This window comes from Amycolatopsis sp. NPDC003731 (assembly GCF_053586895.1).
This window is the reverse complement of sequence record NZ_JBSFNC010000036.1, coordinates 1-21,213: the sequence shown is the minus strand read 5'-3', so window position 1 is coordinate 21,213 and position 21,213 is coordinate 1. Positions and strand designations below refer to the sequence as shown.

At 71.4% G+C, this 21,213-nt stretch carries 14 protein-coding genes; 7 read left to right on the top strand and 7 right to left on the bottom strand.

The window, feature by feature from the left end; translation table 11 throughout:
- Both ACWDN5_RS17505 and ACWDN5_RS17500 read left to right on the top strand, forming a co-directional pair.
- The gene (locus tag ACWDN5_RS17505) at positions 1–3,090 is read left to right on the top strand and encodes an ATP-binding protein (protein WP_449677039.1); all 3,090 of its coding nucleotides are present in this window, start codon (positions 1–3) and stop codon (positions 3,088–3,090) included.
- Positions 3,091–3,114: 24 nt separating this feature from the next.
- Positions 3,115–3,663 (top strand): dihydrofolate reductase family protein, encoded by a 549-nt coding sequence (locus tag ACWDN5_RS17500; protein WP_310972859.1) that lies wholly within the window; start codon positions 3,115–3,117, stop codon positions 3,661–3,663.
- Between the two features lie 39 nt (positions 3,664–3,702).
- Here ACWDN5_RS17500 and ACWDN5_RS17495 read toward each other — a convergent pair whose 3' ends face one another.
- From ACWDN5_RS17495 to ACWDN5_RS17470, 6 genes are all read right to left on the bottom strand, one after another.
- Complete coding sequence (locus ACWDN5_RS17495; protein WP_449677038.1) at positions 3,703–4,653, bottom strand: 3-oxoacyl-ACP synthase III family protein; 951 nt, start codon at positions 4,651–4,653, stop codon at positions 3,703–3,705.
- Positions 4,650–6,482 (bottom strand): ThiF family adenylyltransferase, encoded by a 1,833-nt coding sequence (locus ACWDN5_RS17490; RefSeq protein ID WP_449677037.1) that lies wholly within the window; start codon positions 6,480–6,482, stop codon positions 4,650–4,652. Before ACWDN5_RS17490 ends, ACWDN5_RS17495 begins: the two co-directional genes overlap by 4 nt.
- 383 nt (positions 6,483–6,865) lie before the next feature.
- Positions 6,866–7,720: an Asp23/Gls24 family envelope stress response protein gene (locus ACWDN5_RS17485; protein WP_449677036.1), complete on the bottom strand. Its 855-nt coding sequence runs from the start codon at positions 7,718–7,720 to the stop codon at positions 6,866–6,868.
- 222 nt (positions 7,721–7,942) lie between these two features.
- Positions 7,943–9,172 carry an SGNH/GDSL hydrolase family protein gene (locus tag ACWDN5_RS17480; RefSeq protein WP_449677035.1) on the bottom strand — a complete coding sequence of 410 codons (1,230 nt, stop codon included), beginning with the start codon at positions 9,170–9,172 and terminating at the stop codon, positions 7,943–7,945.
- Positions 9,169–11,466 (bottom strand): beta-xylosidase/alpha-l-arabinosidase, encoded by a 2,298-nt coding sequence (locus tag ACWDN5_RS17475; protein WP_449677034.1) that lies wholly within the window; start codon positions 11,464–11,466, stop codon positions 9,169–9,171. Before ACWDN5_RS17475 ends, ACWDN5_RS17480 begins: the two co-directional genes overlap by 4 nt.
- 41 nt (positions 11,467–11,507) lie before the next feature.
- A complete protein-coding gene (locus ACWDN5_RS17470; protein WP_310972853.1) occupies positions 11,508–12,518 on the bottom strand; it encodes a LacI family DNA-binding transcriptional regulator in 1,011 nt (336 codons plus the stop codon).
- A 135-nt stretch (positions 12,519–12,653) separates the two neighbouring features.
- Here ACWDN5_RS17470 and ACWDN5_RS17465 point away from each other — a divergent pair, with 135 nt between their 5' ends.
- From ACWDN5_RS17465 to ACWDN5_RS17450, 4 genes are read left to right on the top strand one after another with little or no spacing between them, the layout of a single operon-like run.
- On the top strand, positions 12,654–13,949 hold the full coding sequence (locus tag ACWDN5_RS17465; protein ID WP_310972852.1) for an extracellular solute-binding protein: 1,296 nt from the start codon (positions 12,654–12,656) through the stop codon (positions 13,947–13,949).
- A complete protein-coding gene (locus ACWDN5_RS17460; protein WP_310972851.1) occupies positions 13,946–14,917 on the top strand; it encodes a carbohydrate ABC transporter permease in 972 nt (323 codons plus the stop codon). Before ACWDN5_RS17465 ends, ACWDN5_RS17460 begins: the two co-directional genes overlap by 4 nt.
- Positions 14,917–15,741, top strand: coding sequence for a carbohydrate ABC transporter permease (locus ACWDN5_RS17455; RefSeq protein WP_449677033.1), 825 nt, complete (start codon positions 14,917–14,919; stop codon positions 15,739–15,741). The genes ACWDN5_RS17460 and ACWDN5_RS17455 overlap by 1 nt, the downstream gene beginning before the upstream one ends.
- 15 nt (positions 15,742–15,756) lie before the next feature.
- Positions 15,757–18,792, top strand: a complete 3,036-nt coding sequence (locus ACWDN5_RS17450; RefSeq protein WP_449677032.1) for a glycosyl hydrolase 115 family protein — start codon at positions 15,757–15,759, stop codon at positions 18,790–18,792.
- Positions 18,793–18,968: 176 nt separating this feature from the next.
- Here the strand turns inward: ACWDN5_RS17450 and ACWDN5_RS17445 are convergent, their stop codons facing one another.
- Entirely contained in the window at positions 18,969–20,039 is a 1,071-nt protein-coding gene (locus ACWDN5_RS17445; protein ID WP_310972848.1) for a LacI family DNA-binding transcriptional regulator, read from the bottom strand.
- Positions 20,040–20,119: 80 nt separating this feature from the next.
- On the opposite strand from ACWDN5_RS17445, the gene ACWDN5_RS17440 reads away from it, so the two are divergent.
- Positions 20,120–21,145, top strand: a complete 1,026-nt coding sequence (locus tag ACWDN5_RS17440; RefSeq protein WP_449677031.1) for an endo-1,4-beta-xylanase — start codon at positions 20,120–20,122, stop codon at positions 21,143–21,145.
- Positions 21,146–21,213 lie beyond the last annotated feature (68 nt).

Sequence of the window (21,213 nt, the reverse complement as noted above, 5' to 3'; positions counted from 1 at the left end):
ATGGACGAGCTCAAAGCACTCGCGACGCTGAGCTTCGACTGGGCGGACACCCCCGACCACGTCTGGCGGGACTCTCCCTACCACGTGGACGGCCTGCACGCCGAGGCGCTCGCCGCCCTCGACACGGGCATCCGCGATGCCGTCGCCAGTGACGGGCCCAGTCCGATCGGGCTCGTCATGCGCGGGCTGAAGGGAGTCGGCAAGACCCACCTGCTCGGTCTCGTCCGGCGCCAGGTCCACCGCGCGCGAGGGTACTTCTTCCTCGACGACGTCACCGCGGCCGAGGCGTTCTGGGAGAACACGGCCGAGGCGCTGCGCCGCGGGCTGGCCCGGCCGGACGACTCGGGAGAGTCGCAACTGCGGCGATTCCTGCTCAGGGTGTGCCTTCGCGCCCACGTCGACGTCGAAGTCGAGGCGAGGATCCGGCGCGGCCGCGGGCTGACCGCCGAGGACGTGGAGGCCTTCGTCGACGGGGTCGCGTCGCTGAACGAGGTGGTCGCCGACGAATGCGGGGACACCGCGCGGGCCCTCGTGCTCATCGCGAGCCGGGACCGCGGCGCCAAGTACATCGGCGAGGACTACCTCGACGGCGACACCGAACTGACCTCCGAAGCCCGGCAGTGGAACATCTACTCGCGGCCGAAGCCCGCCCGGGTCCTCGTCCAGGAGATCACGCGGCTGCTCGCTCTGACCGGGCCGGTCGTGATCGCCGTCGACCAGCTCGACACGCTGGTCGCGCGGTCGAAGCAGGGCATGCTGGGGGATGGCGTCGGCGACGATCTGCTCGTGGCGCAGATCGCCGACGGGCTGATGGGGCTGCGCGAAGTCACCCACAAGACCCTCACCGTACTGGCCTGCCTGCCGTCCACCTGGGAACAGATCCGGTCGAAGGCGGCGGGCACCGTCCCCGACCGCTTCCGGGAAACGGTGACGCTGGGCCGGATCACCGCTGCCGCACTGGGCCGGGCGCTGGTGGAGAAGCGGCTCGGGGTGGCGTACGAGTCGATGGGCTTCACCCCGCCGCACCCGACCTGGCCGGTGGCGCCGGTGGCGTTCGAGGGTCCCTGGGAACAATGGACCCCCCGGGAACTGCTCAAGCGCATCGGCGCCCACATCGACGGGTGCCTGCGGGCCGGGCAGGTCCGGGAGCTCACCTCCTTCGACGAGAAGGCTCCGGTGCCGGTCGCGCCCATGCGCACCGAGGTCGAGAACGACCGGTTCGCCGAGCTGGACGCCGAGTTCGAGAAGCTGCAAGCGGAAGTCGATCCCGGGAAGCTGCTCGGCGAGTCGATCGTGGACCGGATGATGCCGGGGCTGCTGTCGGCCGCCCTGCGGTGCTGGGTCACCGAGGTCGGCGACGACGACATGGAGTGGTCCTGTGAGCGCCAGGCCGGGCTGAGTGAGGTGCACGCCTGGCTGACCCGGACCCTCGACGAAACCGCGGACCTGCAGGAGCACTGGGTGTTCCGGGCGATCGCGGCCCGCGACCCGCGGGCGGCGCTGAGCAGGTTCCGTAAGGCGCGTTCAGAGGCGGGACAGCGCCAGGGCGTGGACAACCGGCACCTCGTCATCCTCCGGGACGCCTGGGGACGCGGGGCCAAGACCCGCGAAGAGGTCGAGAAGTTCACGGCCGCCGGCGGCCGGACGATCCGGCTGTCCGACGCCGACGTGCGGACCTTCTGGGCGCTGCAGAAGATGCTCGGCAACGGTGGCCGCGAACTGCACGAGTGGCTGTTCGACCGGCGGCCCGCCAGCCGGTCCGAGCTGCTGTCCGCCGTCTTGCCCGAGAAGCCGGGCGAAAAACAGCCCGGTGAAGCCACCCACCCGCCGCCCGCCGAAGGGGAGATCACACTCGGGACCGTCGTCGGCTCCGGAGAGCCCGTGCGGATCGAACTCTCCGCCCTGCGCAAGCACGCCGCCGTCTTCGCCGGTTCGGGATCCGGGAAAACCGTGCTGCTGCGGCGGATCATCGAGGAATGCGCCCTCCTCGGCGTCTCGGCGATCGTCCTGGACCCCAACAACGACCTCGCGCGCCTCGGGGACGCCTGGCCCGAGCCGCCGGGTGGCTGGCGGAACGGTGACGCCGAGCTCGCCAAGCAGTACCTCGCCGAGACCGACGTCGTCGTCTGGACGCCGGGGCGGGCGACCGGGCGGCCGCTGGCCTTCCGGCCCCTGCCCGACTTCGCCGGGGTTCTCGACGACACCGACGAGTTCACCGCCGCCGTCGAGGTGGCGGTGGCGACGCTGGCCCCGCAGGCGCGCCTCACCGGGAGCACCGCGAAGGCCGATATCGGGCTCGCGGTGCTCCGGCAGGCCGTCGTCCACCACGCGCGGACCGGGTCGCGCAGCCTGCCGGACCTCGTCGGGCTCCTGTCCGACCTGCCCGAGGACGTCAGCACCCTCAACGACGCCAAGCGGATCGCCGCCGACCTGGCGGAAGTGCTCAAGGCCGCGATGGTCAACGATCCACTGTTCGCCGGTGGTGGCGAGCCCGTCGATCCGGGCACGCTGCTCACCCCGGCCGAGGGAAAACGGGCTCGCGTCTCCGTGATCAGCTTCGTCGGGCTGCCCGCCGAAGAACAGCGGCAGAACTTCGTCAACCAGCTGCAGATGGAACTGTTCGCCTGGATCAAACGCCGCCCCGCGGGCGACCGGCCCCTGGGCGCGCTGTTCGTCATGGACGAAGCCCAGACGCTGGCGTCGTCGGGGAGTCTCACGGCGAGCACCCGCAGCACGATCGTCCTCGCCTCCCAGGCCCGCAAGTACGGCCTCGGCCTGCTGTTCGCCACCCAGGCCCCCAAAGGGCTGCACAACCAGGTGGTCGGCAACGCGATGACGCAGTTCTTCGGCCGGCTCAACAGCCCGGCCCAGATCGCGGCCGCCAACGAGCTGGCCCGCGCGAAGGGCAGTCCGGTCGCGGACATCTCGCGGCTCGAGCGAGCGCAGTTCTACGTGGCGGGGGAGGCGTTCGGGTTCCGCCAGGTGGCGACCCCGCTGTGCCTGTCCCACCACCCGGCCAGCCCGCTGCGCCTGGAGGAGGTGATCGCGCGGGCTGTCGATCCGGACGGGGCTCGTTCGACGCGTCGGTAGTGAAACCGACCCGAGGAGTTCCCGATGATCCGCCTCTACATGACCATGTCCCTCGACGGCTTCGTGGCCGGGCCGGATGATCGGCCCGGTCAGGAGCTGGGGCGCGGTGGTGGCCGGCTGTTCGACTGGCTGGACCACCGGCATGGGGACGGCGCCAGCGCGCAGATCTACCGGGAGGCACTGGCGACCGGCGCGCTCATCTCCGGCCGGCGGACCTTCGAGCTGGCCGGCCGGTGGGGCGGCGACCACCACGACGGGGTGCCGATCCACGTGCTGACCCACCACATCGATCCCGCCGACACCCCACCGGGCAGCGCGCGGTTCTTCACCGACGTCACCGCCGCGGCGGAGGAAGCCCGCACCGCGGCGGGCGATCGCGCGGTGATGGTGCACGGGGCCGGGGCCGCGCAGGCGTTGCTGGCCGCGGGTTTGCTGGACGAGCTGGAACTCCACGTCGTCCCGGTGCTCCTCGGCGAGGGACGGCGGTTGTTCGACGGCACCAAGGCGGAACTCGAGCTCGTCCGGCGCCTCGAAGACCAGGACGTCCTCCACCTGCGCTACCGGGTCCGGTGACGCGGGTGGCTCCGGCGCGGAGCCGGAGCCACCCTCAGCTCAGCCGTGGCGGAAGCACAACGTGCCCCACTGGAAGCCGGCGCCGATGGACGACACCACGTACGTGTCGCCCGGACGCACCTCGCCCGTGGCGAACCGGGCGTGCAGGGCCGTGAACACCCCCGCCGATCCCGTGTTGCCCAGGCTGTCCACCGTGATCGGGGCACGGGACCGGGACACGCCCAGTTTGTCCAGCGCCGCCTTCAGGATGTTCAGGTTCGCCTGGTGCAGGAAGAAGTGCGTGACCTCGTCCACCGGCACGTGCGCGTCGTCCAGCGCGCGCAGGATGCTGTCCGGCAGGCAGCGCGTCGCCGTGTCCCACACCGCCCGGCCGTTCATCTTCAGGTAGGCGCCGGGCGCCGGGATCTCCACCTCGTAGGACAGTTCCGCGCCGAAGTCCCAGCCCAGCAGGCCGGCGCCCGGGGCGGCCCGGGTGAGGACCGCCGCTCCCGCCGCGTCGCCGAAGAACACCCTCGTCGTGCGGTCCGCCGGGTCCGTCACGCGGGACGCGCAGTCCGCCGCCACCACCAGGACCGTGCGGGCCGCCGAGGTCTGCAGCAGGTGCGCGGCCAGGAACAGGGCCTGGACCCCGTTGGCGCACGCCGCCTGGGTGATGTCGAGGGCGAGGGCCCGGTCGGCGCCCAGCAGCTCCTTGACGATCAGCGCCGTCGAGGGCAACGGCTGGTCGGGGGTGTACGTCCCGACGATGACCGCATCGACGTCGCGGGCGGAGACGCCGGCCGCCATGAGCGCCGGGCGGGCGGCGGCCGCGCACATGTCCGAGGTCGTGCGGTCCGCGGCCAGGCGGCGGCGGGTCCGGATCCCGGTGCGGCCGACGATCCACTCGTCCGAGGTGTCCAGCGTCGCCGTCAGTTCGGCGTTGGTGACGACCTCCGGCGGCAGGTGCACGCCGGTGCCCGTGATCGCCAGCGGAACGGCCAGCGCGCTCACGCCGTCCCGCCCGCGTAGACGTTGCGCGACGGGTGCAGCTGCTGTTCGAGATCGGTGTAGAAGCGGCCGGACTCGCACGGCAGGCCCAGCAGGATGCGGCGGGCGGCCTCGCCGCACAACGCGCCGCCGAGGGCCACCCCGGACGCGAGCTGGGGCCAGCTGCTCAGCGTGCGGCCCAGTTCGCCGAACGACGCCGCCAGCTCCGGGCTGATCCGGCCCGCGTCCACCATGGCCAGGATCAGCTCGGTCCTGGCCGCCGGCGCCAGGTCCAGCAGATCGACCGACTTCACGTCGCCGAGCAGTCCGTGCAGCAGGGGCCGGTCGGGCTCGCGGTCGAAGCGCTCGACGTCGAGCATGCCGCGGTCGTTGCAGTCCATCACGACCGGGATGCCGAGGTCGCGTGCGTACTCGCGGGCCGCGACCTTCACCCACGGCGTGTCGCACTCTTCGACGAGGAGGTCGAGACCACCGGCGAAGAACCGCTCGATGGTCTCCGGGGTCAGCCCGGCCGGTTCGATTTCGACGTCGAGGTACGGGTCGATCTCGGCCAGCTGCCGGGCCGACAGCACCGCCTTGTTGACGCCGAGTTCGTGCACCCCGCCGCGCAACCGGTTCAGGTTGGACAAGCCGAAGTCGTCGAAGTCGGCGAGCCGGAACGCCCCGCCGATGCCTTCGAGCGCCAACGTCAGCGCCGCGCTGTTGCCGACCGACAGGCCGATGACGCCGATCCGCTTGCCGAACAGCCGCCGCTGGTCGGGCCGTTCGATGCGGCCCCGGTTGCGGTCGGTGCGGACCAGCCGGAACTCCTCGCGCGGCAGGAGGTGCACCAGCCGCCCCGACCACGGGTACCACGCCCACGTGCCGTACTCCCACAGCGGCGCGCCGTCCAGCTGCTCCCGCTTCTTCCGTTCGATTTCGCCGCTGTCGCGGCACGCCGGTTCGCGGCTGCGGACCAGCTCGGTGAGCTGGTCGTCGATCGTGTCGTGCAGTTCGCGGACGTTCCCGGACGCGAGCAGCGCCCCGGCGTCGGCGGCGGTGTGCAGGACCGGCCGGTACGTCTTCCGGTCGGGCGAGGCGGTGCCGGACGGGGTGACCGGTGCCGCGCGGCGCACCGGCGGCGCCGGCAGCAGCGGGGCCGCGCCCGCCGCCGCGATGACCGGGAATTCGTCGCGCAGCCGGGTGACCAGGTCGTGGTGCCGCCCGCCGCCGTCGGCGACGCGGTGCAGCATGATCACGACGTCTTCGGTGTACTGCGGGACGTACCGGCGGGTGCCGGTGACGGGCCGGAACCCGAACCGTTCGTGGAACCGGTCCTGGCCGTCCTTCGTGCCGGAGGTGCCGATCATCGCCCGGGCGCCCAGGTGGTGGGCCGCGCCGATCGCCAGCGCGTTGAGGTGGAGCCCGAGACCGAGCTTGCGGGCGCGGTGCTCGACGACGAGCCTGCTGTGCTCGAACACCTCCCCGGCGGCGAAGCCCTCGGCCGCCAGGAGTTCCTCGTAGCGCTCGTCGCCGAGGAAGCCGCGGGACTGGAACAGCACGCCCGAGTCCGGTGTGGACAGGCGGATGTACCCCAGCGGCGGGCCGCCGGGGCTGCGCCGCGCGATGAAGTGCCAGGCGCCGAAGTCCAGCTCCTGGTCGTCGGTGTGGGTGCCGTCCGGGCGGAGGAACGCCGGACGGCGGCCGTGGTCGAACAGGATGCGGGCACGCAGCGCGCGGACGGCGTCGAGCAGCGGGTGGCCGTCTTCGCCCGGCTGCGGTGCGCGGAACGCGGTGACGTGCCAGTCGGGCGTTTCCGGCGCGGGCGCGCCGGGGTGGTTCAGCGGGGTCAACTGTCGCCTTTTCTCCGGAAGTGCCGGACGGCAACGGAAAGCCGCCCGGGAGTGGCCTTGGCCGAGGCGTGGGTGGGGACGCCGACCAGGGCGGCGGAACGGTAACAGCGCCCGGGGGTACCGGTCCGATAACGGCGGCAGGGGCCGAGAAAACCTTTACCGAGCCGGGAAGATCGACTTCGCGTGACCACGGAGCCCGCTTCCGGTGAAGCGCGGCCGCGGTGACCCACACGAACGAGTGGCAGCGTGATGCCCGTACGCAATCGGGCGGAGGAACGCCGGAGTCCCCGGGGCGGCGTGATCGGAACGCTTCACCCCGGCGGGGGAGCCGGGCGGCCGCTCCGGGGGCCCGGTCCCGCGTCCGGGACCGGGCACCGCGGGGATCAGTCCGCTTCGGGGAAGTGGATGTCGGTGACGTGGACGTCGACGACCTCGACGTCGAGGCCCAGGTACTGCTCGACCGCGTCGATCACCGCGACGCGGATCTGCTCGCCCAGCGCCTTGACCGCGTGGCCGAACTCGACCACCACGGGGATGGTGACCCAGGCGACGTCGTCGGCGAGCTCGACCGTGATGCCGTCCTCGGCGACGCTGTGCACGCCTTCGGTCTGCGCGGCGATCCGCACGACGATCTTGCCGACGACGCCGTCGGCGATCGTGGTGCTGCCGCGGCTGCCCGCGGCGGGCCGGGCCGCGGCCGCTTCGGTCTCCGCGGCCGGCACGACCGGGGCGGCTTCGGCCACCGGCTCGGTCTCCGCCACCGGCTCGGCCTCGACGGTCTCGGCCACCGGCTCGACTACAACAGTCTCCGAAACCGGCTCAGCCGCAACGGTCTCGGCCACCGGCTCGGTCTCCGCGACCGGCTCGGCTTCGGCGGCGTCCTCGACCGCGTCCGAGTCGCCGTCCGAGTCGGTGTCGTCCCCTTCGGTGTCCTCGGCGGCCGCCTCCTCGTCGGTCCCGGTGACGTCCTCGTCGCTCTCGTCGGCCTCGGCCGCGTCGGCTTCGGACTCCTCGGCGGACTCGGCCTGGTCGCTGTCAGCGGCTTCGTCTTCGGCGGTTTCCGCGGCGGCTTCGTTCTCGGCTGCGGAATCCGCCTCCTCGACGACCGTCGCCTCGTCGGTCTCGGGAGCGCTTTCGGCGACCTCCGGGGCGGGCTCGACCGTGCCGTAGGAGTACCCGCCCGCGCCGGCGGTTTCGTTCTTGGGGCGGCCGAAGATGCTGTTGATGACGTCGGACATGTTTTCCCTTTCCGGGAGCGACGACTACCTGTGGGGACAGCAGACGGGCGACATGTTAGGGGACGGCCCGTGACGTGCGTCACGGGCCCCCGTCTTCGAGACTCGCTTGTGTCCCAACAGATATCCGGCCGATCACCGTCCGTCAGGCCGCGTTCGGCGGTCGGTGATCACGCGGCGGGAATTACGTCCTGGAATTGTCTTCTTTTTGGCCCTTGACCATTTCTACCGGTCATTCCGGAAAAGGCCGGCCGGAACGCTGGAACCGAGGGCCTGGTAGCCCGCCGGGTTGAGGTGCAGGTGGTCGCCGACGTCGTAGGCGGGCAGCAGCTGGGACGGCTTCGCCGGGTCGCGGGCCACCTTGTCGAAGTCCAGCAGCGCGTCGAAGTGGCCCGGCTGGCGGATCCACGCGTTCACGCGCTGACGGGCTTCTTCCCGGGCCGGGTCGTCGTAGCCGGTGTTGCCGCCGAACGGCGTGATCGTTGCGCCGTACACCTGGATGTCCTGGGCGTGGGCGCGGACGAGGATCTGGTCGTAGGCGTCGATCAGCTGCGCGGCAACGTCGGCGGCGGCCGCCGGGGTGGCCGTGCCGATGTCGTTGACGCCCTCGAACACGATGGCCCAGGAAACCCCGCTGGTGGACAGCAGATCGCGGTCGAGGCGGGCCAGCACGTTCGGGCCGAGGCCGTCCTGCAGGACGCGGTTGCCGCCCGCCGCCTGGTTCACCACGGACACCCCGTGCAGGCGCGCGGCGAGGACGTTCGGCCAGCGGTCGTTGCCGTTGGTCGTCGAGCCGCGGCCGTCGGAGATCGAGTCGCCGATCACCGCCACCGCGGACGCCGGGGACAGCACCTCGATGCCGCTGAGGAAGTACCAGTGGTCGACCGGGGTCGCGCCCGGCAGTTCGAGGTCGGAGACGTGGTTGCCGGAAAGGAGGTACGACGTCGTGCGCGAGCCCGGGTGCGAGGTGATCGACGTCGAGGCCTGGCCGTGCGCCAGGTACGCCGTCACCGCGATGTTCTCCAGCGACCGCACCGGGAACGGCAGCGGGTCCGACACGACCTGCGCGCCCTGCGGCACCGTGGTCGACGGCTTGCCGTGGAAGGTCACCGGGAGGACGCTGCCCGGCACCACGGAGGAGACGCCCGCCGCGCCGGCGACCGGGCGCGCCACCGACACCGCGGTCAGCGGCAGCGGCGCCCCGCCGAAGGCGTTGGAGAACCGCAGCCGGATCCGCGGGCCGCCCACCGTCACCTGCGCCGTCTCGCGCAGGGATGCGTTGTCGAGCACGCGGTCGGTGCCGGTGAAGGGCGCCGGCGGCAGGTTGCCCGGCTCGGTCAGCTGGGGCATCGACGTCCACGTCGCCACCCAGCCCGACGGTGCCGGGCGGCCGGAAGCGCCGACGAAGAGCACGGTGAGCACGGCCAGGCAGAAGATCACCAAAGGACGTTTCACAACGAGAACTCCGGGGTCAGGACCCGGTCCGCGCCGACGACGCGGCGTGCCCCGGTCAGCGTGCAGTGCAGGGTCGTGACGATCTGCTCGCTCGACGTGCCCACCCGCAGCTCGACATCGCCGGGGTCGACCTGGCGCTGCCGCGCGCGGCCGGTGTAGGACGTCAGGTCGGCGTGCAGGGCGATCTCCAGGACACAGGTTTCGCCCGGGGGCAGGGAAACCCGGCGGGCCGCGATGAGCTGGCGCTCCGGCCGGGCCACCTCGGCCACCGGGTCGTGCAGGTAGACCTGGACGACTTCGGAGGCCTCGCGCCCGTGCTCGTTGCGCAGCGTCACCCGGACCCGGCAGACGCCGTCGGTCGGCCACAGCGAGCCCGTCGCGCTGACGTCGAGCCAGGTCACCGGTGCGTAGGACAGCCCGTGCCCGAACGGGAACAGCGGCGAAGGATCCACTGTGGACACTTCGCTGCGCCGGCCGAGCGGCGCGGCCAGGTAGGTCGAGGGCTGGCTCGCCCCGGCCGCGGGGAAGCTCACCGGCAGCCGGCCGGCCGGGTCGAGCCGGCCGCTGAGGACGTCGGCCAGCGCGCCCGCGCCTTCTTCGCCGGGGTAGAAGCCGCAGACGACCGCGGCCAGCCGCGGCAGCTGGCGGGACAGTTCGTACGGCCGTCCCGAGAGCAGCACGACGACCACCGGCTTGCCCGTGTCGAGCAGCGCGTCCAGGAGTTCCTCCTGGCGGCCCGGTAGCCGCAGGTCCGCCGCGTCGCAGCCTTCGCCGGACGTCCCGCCGCCGAACAGCCCGGCGCGGTCGCCCAGCACGGCCACGCACACCGCCGCGTCCTCGCACGCGGCCACGGCCTGCGCGATCCCGTCGTCGTCGCCACCGGTGACCGGGCAGCCCAGTGCGTAGGTCACGTCGTAGGTGGAGCTCAGCGCCTCGAGCACGGTCGGCACCGAGACCCCGAACGGGACGTCGGGGTGGTGGACGCCGACGTGCAGCGGGAACGAGTAGCAGCCGAGCATCGCGCCGGGGGTGTCCGCGCGCGGCCCGACCACGGCGACGCGGGTGCCGGGGGAGAGCGGAAGCGTGCCGTCGTTGTGCAGCAGCACGATGGACCGCTCGGCGACCTCGCGGGCCAGCGCCCGCGATTCGGCGTCGTCGAGGTCGATCTCCTCGGGGACCTCGGGTGCCCAGTCCGCGTCGAGCAGGCCGAGTTCGCACTTCTGGCGCAGCACGCGTTCGAGGGCGCGGTCGACGGCGGCGACATCGACCGCGCCCCCTTCCACCGCGGCGAGCAGCGGCTCGCCGTAGCAGTCCATGGTCGGCAGCTCGACGTCGATGCCCGCGGTGAGCGCCTGCCGGGCGGCGTCGGCGCGGTCGGCCGCGACACCGTGCAGGCGGTGCAGGAACGCCACCGAGAAGTAGTCGGCGACCACCGTGCCGTCGAAGCCGTAGGTGTCCCGCAGCAGATCGGTCAGCAGGGCCGGGTCGGCGGCCCCCGGCACGCCGTCGACGTCGGTATAGGTGTTCATCACCGACCGGGCGCCGGCCCGCAGGGCCTGTTCGAACGGCGGGAGCAGGACGTCGGCGATTTCGCGCGGGCCGGCCGAAACCGGGGCCAGGTTGCGCCCGGCGCGCGAGGCGGAGTACCCGACGAAGTGCTTCAGCGTGGCGACGATGCCGGCCGATTCGAGCCCGGCGACGTACGCGCTGCCGATCGTCCCGACCAGGTAGGGGTCCTCGCCGATGGTCTCCTCGACCCGCCCCCAGCGCAGGTCGCGGGCCACGTCGAGGACCGGCGCGAGGCCTTGGTGCACCCCGATCTCCCGCATGGTCCGCCCGATCTTCTCCGCCATCCGGCGGATCAGGTCCGGGTCGAAGGTCGCGCCCCACGACAGCGGGGCGGGGAAGATCGTCGCCTGCCACGCGGCCAGCCCGGTCAAGCACTCTTCGTGCACCACTGCGGGAATGCCGAACCGGCTGCTGGTGACGATCTGCCGCTGGGTGCGCGCGAGGCTGTGCGCGCCGATCACCGGGTCGACCGGCCGGGTGCCGAACGCGCGGGTCAGCTGCCCGATGCCGTGCCGGACCAGGTCGTCGAGGTCGACCGCCGCGTCGACGAAGTCGTGCTGGTGCGGCGCCATTTCGCCGCCGGAGTCGATGCCGACCCAGACCCCGTAGAGCTGGGCGAGCTTCTCGCGCAGGGTCATCCGGGCCATCAGGGCGCGGACGCGTTCGCCCGGGTCGGCCGCGGGGTCGCGCCACGGCTCTCCGGCCGTGGTGGGCTGCGTGGTCAAGGCTGGTCCGCCCTTCGTCTGGGGAGGAGTGAGGAGGAGGTTCAGGGGAGGGCGCGGGTGGAGTGCCGCACCACCAGGCCGGTGTCGAGCGTGACGTGGGTCCGCTCGACCTCGTCGCCGTTGATCAGCGCGATGAGCATCCGGATGGCCCGGTGCCCCATCTCGCGGATCGGCTGGTCCACTGTGGTCAGTGGCGGGCTGCAGAGCGCCGACTCGGGCACGTTGTCGAAGCCCACCACGGAAAGGTCGTCGGGCACGGCGAGCCCGAGTTCGCGGGCGGCGCCCACGGTCGCGATGGCGGAGATGTCGTTCGCGGCGAACACCGCGGTCGGCCGGTCCGGGCCGGTCAGCAGGGCGTGCGCCGAGGCCGCGGAGATCTCCGGGTCGTAGGCGCCGATCCGGATCAGGTCCTCGTCCGGCGTGATGCCCGCCGCCGTCAGGGCCCGCAGGTACCCGGTCTTCCGCAGTTCGGCCGACTGCAGGTCGGGCCGGCCGGCGAGGAACGCGATCCGCCGGTGGCCCAGGTCGAGGAGGTGCTCGGTGGCCAGCTGGGCGCCGCGCAGGTTGTCCGAGTCGATGGTCGGCAGGTGCGACGGCCCGGTGTGCGGGTCGACGGCGACGACCGGCGTGCCCGGCACGGCTTCCAGCGAGACGGCGGGGGTGACCAGCACGGCGCCGTCGACGAGGGTGCCGCTCAGCCGGGAGAGGTAGCGCTTCTCCCAGCCCACCGGATCTCCGGTGCGCCCGCCCGCGGAGTAGACGACGAGTTCGAAGCCGCTGCCGCGGATGGCGTCCGCGGCTCCCTTGAGCAGCTCGGTCGAGAACGGTTCGAGGTCGGCGACCAGGATGCCGATGACGTTCGTCCGGTGGTTTCTCAGGCTCTGCGCCACCAGGCTCGCTTCGTAACCGAGCTCTTCGATCACGGCGCGGACTCGCGCGAGCGTCGCGGCGGAGACGCCGTAGCGCTCGTTGATCACCTTCGAAACCGTGGCCACCGAGACGCCGGCCCGGGCGGCGACGTCACGGATGGTCACCCTGGAACTGGGCTGCATCGGCTCAGACTAGCCATAGAAAACGTTATCGACAACGATTGACACGGCATTTGTCCCGGGAGCAGACTCTTCGCCAACCCGGGCGCGGAAGCCGCCCCGTCCAACTCGGCCGAAGCTGTCAGGAGTGGACCCACGATGTTTGTGAAACGCCGGATCACCGTTCTCGCCGCCCTCGCGGCCATTGCCCCGCTGGCGCTCTCCGCGTGCAGCGGGGGGAGCGAAGCCCCCGCTCAGCCGAGCGGCCCGGTCACCTTGACCTGGTGGCACAACGGCACCACCGACCCGATCAAGTCGGTCTGGGCCCAGGTCGTCGCCGACTACCAGAAGGCGCACCCCGACGTCACGATCAAGGCCCAGCCGCTGCAGAACGAGGACTTCAACACGAAGGTGCCCCTTGCTCTGCAGTCGCCCGAGCCGCCGGACATCTACCAGTCCTGGGGCGCGGGCGACCTGTCCGGGCAGATCACTTCGGGCAAGGTCGCCGACATCACCGACGACACGAAGTCGTGGATCGAGCAGGCCACCGGCAAGTTCGGCGAGAAGTGGCAGGTCGACGGCAAGCAGTACGGTGTGCCGTTCACGCAGCACTTCGTCGGCTTCTGGTACCGGAAGGACCTGTTCCAGCAAGCGGGGATCACCACCCCGCCGAAGACCATGGACGAGCTGAACGCCGCCGTCACCGCGCTGAAGGCCAAGAACATCGCGCCGATCTCCGTCGGCGGCAAGGACCGCTGGCCGGATGCCTTCTACTTCAACTACTTCGCCATCCGCGAATGCTCGACCGCGGTGCTCCAGCAGTCGGTGAAGGCGGTCAAGCTCGAGGACCCGTGCTGGACGAAAGCCGGGCAGGACCTCAAGAACTTCCTGGCCACCGAACCGTTCCAGACCGGGTTCGCCGGCACACCCGCCCAGCAGGGCGCGGGCAGCTCCGCCGGCCTCGTCGCCAACGGCAAGGCCGCGATGGAACTGCAGGGCGACTGGGAGCCCGGCACGATGTCATCCCTGACCGAGGACAAGGACCTGGACTCGAAGCTCGGCTGGTTCCCGTTCCCGACCGTGGCGGGCGGGCAGGGCGACCCGGCGGCCGCGCTCGGCGGCGGTGACGGTTTCGCTTGCACGACCCGCGCGTACAAGGCTTGCACGGCCTTCCTGCAGTACCTGGTCAGCGAGCCGGTGCAGACCGAGCTCGCCGCGAAGGGGACCGGCCTGCCCGTGAACGCCGCGGCCGCGAAGTCGCTGAAGACCGACGTGCTCCGGCAGGTCAACGACTACGGCACGAAGGCGCCGTACGTGCAGATGTACTTCGACCGGGCGTTCCCGACGGCGGTCGGTGCCGCGCTGAACGACGCGGTGGCCAACATGTTCGCCGGCCAGGGCACCCCGGAAGGCATCGTGACCGCCGTCAACCAGGCCGCGGCGGGCAACAAGTGACCACGGCGACGACTCCGGCGCGGGCGGCGGCGCGGCCGCCCGCGCCGGCGGTCCGCGCCCGGGCGAAACGCTCCGGCCTCGGTAAGCGCCTGGAGCTGGTGGTGCTGCTCGGGCCGGCCCTGCTGGTGTTCATCGGGTTCGTCCTGGTGCCGATCGGGATCGCCGCCTTCTACAGCCTGTTCAAGTGGAACGGCTTCGGCGCGCTCGACGACTTCGTGGGCTTCGACAACTACGCCGACGCGTTCAGCGGCACGGTGTTCCAGAGCGCCATCGTGCACAACCTGATCATCGCCGGGTTGTCGATCGTGGTGCAGCTGCCGCTGTCGATCGGGCTGGCGATGCTGCTCAACCGGAAGCTGAAGGGCCGCGCCGTGCTGCGCGCCCTGGTGTTCGCCCCCTACGTGCTGTCCGAGGCGATCACCGCGGTCATCTGGTCGCTCATGCTGCAGCCGAACAGCTTCGCCGACCAGGTGCTCAAGAGCGCCGGGCTCGGCGGGCTGATCCACAACTGGCTGGCCGACCCGGGCATCGTGCTCTACACGCTGTTCGCGGTGATCACCTGGAAGTACATCGGCTTCGGCATCATCCTGCTGCTCGCCGGCCTGCAGGGCGTGCCCGCCGAACTGCGCGAAGCCGCGGCGCTCGACGGCGCGTCGGCGTGGCAGACGACCCGGCACGTGGTGCTGCCGCTGCTCGGCCCGACCATCCGGATCTGGATCTTCCTGTCGGTGATCGGCTCGCTCCAGCTGTTCGACATCGTCTGGATCATGACCACCGGCGGTCCGGCGAACGCCTCGACGACGATGGCGACCTACCTGATCGACCACGGCTTCAAGCGCTACGAGTTCGGGTTCGGTTCGGCGGTGGCGGTGATCCTGTTCGTCATCTGCTTCCTGTTCGCCCTGCTGTACCAGCGGTTCGCGCTCCGCCGGGACACCCAGGGCGCCCTGACCAGGATGGTGGGCTGATGCGGTCCGGCAAGTTCGGCCTGTCGATGGGCTACCTCGCGGCGATCGTCATCGTCGGCGTGACGGTCGTGCCGTTGCTGTTCGTCGTGCTCGGCGGGTTCCGCACCAACGCCCAGATCAACACCGATCCGGCCGGGCTGCCCGGCCCGTGGGTGACCGACAACTACGCCTCGGTCCTGGGCTCGAGCGCGTTCTGGACGTTCCTGGGCAACAGCGCACTGATCGCCGTGATCGCGACCGCGGTCGCGGTCGCGCTCGGGTCGATGGCCGGGTACGCCTTGTCGCGGTACCAGTTCAAGGGCCGCGAGGCGTTGTACACGCTGTTCACCATCGGTCTGCTGTTCCCGCTGACGGTGGCGACGCTGCCGCTGTACCTGTGGCTGCGCCAGCTGGGCATGCTCGAGAGCTTCTGGGGGGTGGCGATCCCCGAGGCGGCGTTCTCGCTGCCGGTGACGATCGTGATCCTGCGGCCGTTCATGCACGCGATCCCGGGCGAGATCGAGGACGCGGCGGTGCTCGACGGCGCTACCCGGCTCGGGTTCTTCTGGCGGATCCTGCTGCCGCTGTCGACGCCCGCGCTGACCACGGTCGCCGTGCTGGCCTTCGTCACCAGCTGGAACGCCTACCTGCTGCCGCTGCTGGTGTTCAACGACTCCGGGCACTTCACGCTCCCGCTCGGCGTCGCGATGTTCCAGTCCCAGTTCTCCCAGGACACCGCCAGGGTGCTCGCGTTCACCGCCCTGTCGGCGATCCCGGCGCTCGCGTTCTTCGTGCTCGCCGAACGGCGCATCGTCGGCGGGCTGACCGGATCCGTGAAGGGCTGACTCAGGAGGTCTGCCGTGCCGTCCGAGGTACACCGCCGTGCCTTCCTGCAACTACTCGCCGTGGCCGGAGCGGCGGGGTCCGTCACCGTGCCGGGCCTCGCCGAGGCCGGGACCGGCTTCCCGTTGGTGGCACGGGGGAAGGCCGCGACGATCGTGGTCGGCTCGGGCGACCTCCCCGGCGTGCGGCGGGTCGTGGGCGACCTGGCCGCCGACATCGAGCGAGTGACCGGCGTGCGGCCCGCGGTGTCGGCCGACGTCGTGCCCGCGCACGGCCCGGTCGTCGTGGTCGGCACGCTGGGGCACAGCCCGCTGGTCGACGACCTGGTCGCGGCGGGCAAGCTCGACGTCACCGGGATCGCCGGGAAGTGGGAGACGTCGCTGAGCCAGGTCGTCGACGGCCGGCTCGTGCTCACCGGCAGCGATCAGCGCGGCGTGATCTACGGCGTCTACGAGGTGTCCCGGCGCATCGGCGTCTCGCCCTGGTACTGGTGGGCGGACGTGCCGCCGCGCAAGCAGGCGGAGCTGCACCTGCCGGGCGAGCGGTTCAGCCTCGGCACCCCGCACGTGAAGTACCGCGGGTTCTTCATCAACGACGAGAACCCGGCGCTCGGCACCTGGGCCCCGGCCTACTTCGGCCCGGGCAAGGCGCCCGGGTTCCCGAACGGCTTCAACCACCTGTTCTTCGCGAAGGTCTTCGAGACCATGCTCCGGTTGCGGGCCAACTACCTGTGGCCGGCGGTGTGGGGGCGGGCGTTCGCCGAGGACGACCCGCTCAACCACGCGACGGCCAAGGAGTACGGCATCGTGATGGGCACCTCGCACGAGGCGCCGATGATGCGCGGGATCGAGGAGTGGAACCGGCACGCGGTACCCGCGGTCCGCGACGCGGCCGGGAACATCACCACGCCGGGCCACGACCCGTACGGCGGCACGGGGGAGTGGAGCTTCCGCCGCAACGGCGAGGCGATCAAGGCCTACTGGACCGACGGCATCCGCCGGATGGCCCGCGAGGACTTCGAAGGCGTCGTCACGCTCGGCATGCGCGGCAACGGCGACGTCGGCCTGCCCGACGGCGACGGCATCGAGCTGATGCGCGAGATCATCGCCACCGAGCGGGAGATCCTCGCGCGCGAGCTCTCGACGGACGTCCCGCAGGTCTGGACGCTCTACAAGGAAGTCCAGCGGTACTGGGCGAAGGGCCTGCGCCCGCCGGACGACGTCATCGTCGTGTTCACCGACGACAATTGGGGCAACATCCGCAAGATGCCGGACCTGTCCCTGCCGCCGCACCCCGGCGGCTACGGGCTGTACTACCACTTCGACTACGTCGGCGGCGGCCGCAACTACAAGTGGGTCGACACCGCGCTGCTGGCGAACACCTGGGAGCAGCTGCACCAGGCGTTTGCCTACGGCAACGACCGGCTGTGGGTGGCCAACGTCGGGGACATGAAGGGCAACGAGCTGCCGCTGCAGTTCTTCCTCGACTACGCCTGGGACCCCGCTTCGCTGCCGGTCGAGCGACTGTCCACCTGGGAGCGCTCGTTCGCTTCGGAGAACTTCGGTCCGGCCCTGGCCGGGGAGGTCGCCGGGGTGCTGCACGACTACGGGCGCCTGCAGTCCCGCCGCAAGCCGGAGCTGCTGAACCGGCGGATCACGGTCGACCCGGCCGGGACGATCACCTACGACGACCAGATGACGCCGTTCAGCCGCGTCAACTACCGCGAGCTGGACCGGGTCACGCAGGAGTGGCAGGACCTCTCGGCCCGCGCCGAGAAGATCTCCACGCGGCTGCCCGCGGCCTACCGGGACGCCTTCTACGAGCTGGCGCTCTACGCGACGAAGGCGACGGCGAACCTGTACGCGCTGCGGCGCGCCGAATTCACCAACCTGCTCTACGCCGCGCAGGGCCGCGCTTCGGCGAACGGCCTCGCTGCCGTCACGGAGGCCCGCTTCGCCGACGACCTCGCGCTGGCGGAGAAGTACAACACCGGGATCGCGGGCGGGAAGTGGCAGGGGTTCCAAACCCAGCCGCACATCGACTACGGCGACGTCGAGCGCTACGGGCCGAACGCGCCGTGGCAGCAGCCGGAGAAGGACAACGTGGCCCTGCCGGATGTGATCTTCCCGGCGGTGAAACGCCTCGACCTGCCGTCGGCGGCGTCGCTGGGGGTCGCCGTCGACGGCTCCGAGCAGGCGTGGCCCGGTGCGCCCGGGCGTCCGGTGCTGCCGGAGTTCAGCCCGTACCAGAGTGCGCCGCCGCAGTACGTCGACGTCTTCAATCGCGGCCGGGAACCGTTCCGCTGCACGGTTTCCGCCGGAGCGCCGTGGGTGCTGATCGAGCCGCGCGGCGGCCGGGTGACCGAGGAGCTGCGGATGACCGTCCGGATCGACTGGGCCCGGGCCCCGAAGGGCGCCACGACGGTCCCGATCACGGTGTCGGGCGCGGGCGGTTCGGTGGTGGTGGACGCGGTGGTGCGCAACCCGGCGCTGCCGCCGTCGTGGCGGCGCGGGTTCGTCGAGGCCGGCGGGTACGTGTCGATGGAGGCCGAGCACTGCAGCGCCACCGTCGGGACGGCGGACGCCGCCTGGCGGCGCATCCCGGACATCGGACGGACGGGCGCGGGGATGACCCCGTTCCCGGTGACGGCGGGGAGCCGCACACCGGGAACGGGGCCGCGCCTGGAGTACCGGGCGACGCTGTTCACGGCGGGGCCGGTGACGGTGTGGGCGTACCTGTCCCCGCGCAGCAACGTGCTGCCGGGCGACGGGCTGAGGTACGCGATCTCGTTCGACGACGCGGAACCGCAGGTCGTCAACATCACGACGGCCACGGGCGCGGACGACACGTCCATGAACCGGCAGTGGGAACGGACCACTTCGGACAACGTGAACCTGACCTCGACGCGCCACACGATCGCGGCAGCGGGCCCGCACGTGCTGAAGTTCTGGATGGTCGACCCGGCGGTGGTCCTGCAGAAGCTGGTGATCGACACCGGCGGGCTGAGGCCGAGTTACCTGGGGCCGCCGGAGAGCACACGGTGGCCGTGGTGAGCGGGAGTGGCCCGGGTCCGCGCCGGTGGGGAAACCTGCCGGACGCCCGCTCGAGCGCCCGCCCGCCGGGGGCGCCCCCCGAATTCCACTCTACCGGTGGGCACCGACAGTTCCGGGGCCCGGAAGCCGCTGATCGACCGGCGCCGCGCCCGCCGGCCGTGGAGCAGCCGCGATCGTCAGCTCGCGCCGCCCGTCAGCACCCGGTAACCCCGGTGGGCCGGCGCCGCCGTGCTGTGCCGGACGACCAGGCTGGTCGCCAGCTCCAGGCGGTGGCTTTCCGGATCGACCCCGCGGGCCAGCGAAATCGCCAGCCGGGCGCCGGCCGCCGCCATCTCCTGCAGGGGCTGGCGGACCGTCGTCAGCTCCGGGGTCAGCCAGCGGGCGATCGGCAGGTCGTCGAAGCCCACCACGGAAAGGTCGTCCGGGATGCGCAGCCCCGCGTCGCGCGCCGCCTCGTACACGCCGAGGGCCTGCAGGTCGCTGCCGGCGAACACCGCCGTCGGCCGGTCCGGGAGGGTGAGCAGTGAAGCCAGTTCCCGGTAACCGGCCCGGACGTGGAAGTCGCCGCGGCGCACCAGCGCCGGGTCGAAGGCCAGGCCGGCCGTCTCCAGTGCCGTGCGGTACCCGTCGATCCGGGCCCGGCTGCACAGCACCCCCTCCGGGCCGCCGATCATCGCGATCCGGCGGTGCCCCAGGTCGATCAGGTGCCGGGTGGCCGTCAGCCCGCCCTGCCAGTTCGTCGCCCCGATCGAGGGCGTCTCCGGCCCCGGCGCACCGGCCGGGTCGACCACGACCAGCGGGATGTCCCGGGCCCGGAGCTTCGCCAGCTGCCCGCCGGTGAAGTCCGAGCACACCGAGACGATGCCGACCGGCCGCCGGGCGAGGACGCTCTCCAGCCAGCTCTGCCCGGGCGTGTGCCGGCCCGACGATTCCGCCAGCACGACCGCCATTCCGTTTTCGCGGGCGACGCACTCGACGCCGCGGATGATTTCAAGAGCCCAGGTGCTTTCGAGTTCGTGGAACATCAGTTCCAGGAGCCGGGAACGGCGGGAACGTTCGTCGGCACGGCGCCGGTACCCGTATTTCCCGATGACGGCTTCGACGCGGGCGCGCGTGCTTTCGGCGACGTCGGGACGCCCGTTCAACACTTTCGAAACTGTCGGGACGGAGACACCGGTCTCGGCGGCGATCCGGGCGATGGTCACCCGGGACTCGGTCGGCTCGAGCTCGTCAGACTTCGTTGTCATGGAGGAGATTCTAGGTCATCGAAACCTGATTTGAAACGGTTGGAAAGTTTCGGAGCACCATTGTCTCGCGGAGGATGAAGATGCTGGGAAGAATTCCTAAGAAACAGGCCGTCGCCGCGGTCGCCGCCGTCATGGGTATTGCCGTGTGGCAGGCCCCTGCCGCTTCGGCGGGGGCACACTCGGTGCCGCTGCAATACACCACGAACCGTTACGTCGGCAGCGCGGTGGCCGCCACGTACCTGGCTTCGGAAACCGATTACCGGGCGGTGCTCACCCGCGAATTCGACAACGTGACGCCGGAAAACGAGATGAAGTGGGGCACGATCGAAGCCGTGCGGGGCCAGTACGACTGGTCCGGCGCCGACGCGATCGTCAAGTATGCGCAGCAACACCACAAGACCGTCCGCGGGCACACGCTGGTCTGGCACTCCCAGCTCCCGGACTGGGTCGGCGCGCTGCCCGCCGACGAGCTGCGCCGGGTGCTGCGCGACCACATCACCACGGAAGTCAAGCGGTACAAGGGAAAGATCCGCGCCTGGGACGTCGTCAACGAGATCTTCAACGAGGACGGCACCCGGCGTGACACGGTCTTCCGGCAGAAGCTCGGCGACGGCTTCGTCGCCGACGTCTTCCGCTGGGCGCACGCGGCCGACCCGCACGCGAAGCTCTACATCAACGACTACAACATCGAAGGGATCAACCCGAAGAGCGACGCGGTGTACGACCTGGTGAAGACGCTGCGCCGGCAGGGCGTGCCGATCGACGGCGTCGGCATCCAGGGGCACCTGTCGATCCAGTACGGCTTCCCCGGCCAGTACCGCGAGAACCTGGCCCGCTTCGCCAAGATCGGCGTGGAGACCGCGGTCACCGAGGCGGACGTCCGGATCCCGACCCCGGCCGACCCGGCCAAGCTCGCCACCCAGGCGAGCTACTTCGGGCAGCTGTGGGACGGCTGCCACGCGGTCCGCAAGTGCGTCGAGTTCACGACGTGGGGGTTCACCGACCGGCACTCGTGGGTCCCGGACGTCTTCCCGGGCGAAGGGGCGGCCTGCCTCTTCGACGAGAACCTGCGCCCGAAGCCGGCGTACTTCGCCCTCAACCCCTGACCCGCGTCCGGTCGCCGGTGCCGCGAATGACTCATTCGGGACCTCCGAGGTCCCGAATGAGTCATTCG

Excerpts from the sequence above, each read along its gene's own strand:
- ACWDN5_RS17505 (WP_449677039.1), top strand. The coding sequence starts at position 1 with ATGGACGAGCTCAAAGCACTCGCGACGCTGAGCTTCGACTGGGCGGAC.
- ACWDN5_RS17500 (WP_310972859.1), top strand. The coding sequence starts at position 3,115 with ATGATCCGCCTCTACATGACCATGTCCCTCGACGGCTTCGTGGCCGGG.
- ACWDN5_RS17485 (WP_449677036.1), bottom strand. The coding sequence starts at position 7,720 with ATGTCCGACGTCATCAACAGCATCTTCGGCCGCCCCAAGAACGAAACC.
- ACWDN5_RS17470 (WP_310972853.1), bottom strand. The coding sequence starts at position 12,518 with ATGCAGCCCAGTTCCAGGGTGACCATCCGTGACGTCGCCGCCCGGGCC.
- ACWDN5_RS17465 (WP_310972852.1), top strand. The coding sequence starts at position 12,654 with ATGTTTGTGAAACGCCGGATCACCGTTCTCGCCGCCCTCGCGGCCATT.
- ACWDN5_RS17455 (WP_449677033.1), top strand. The coding sequence starts at position 14,917 with ATGCGGTCCGGCAAGTTCGGCCTGTCGATGGGCTACCTCGCGGCGATC.
- ACWDN5_RS17445 (WP_310972848.1), bottom strand. The coding sequence starts at position 20,039 with ATGACAACGAAGTCTGACGAGCTCGAGCCGACCGAGTCCCGGGTGACC.
- ACWDN5_RS17440 (WP_449677031.1), top strand. The coding sequence starts at position 20,120 with ATGCTGGGAAGAATTCCTAAGAAACAGGCCGTCGCCGCGGTCGCCGCC.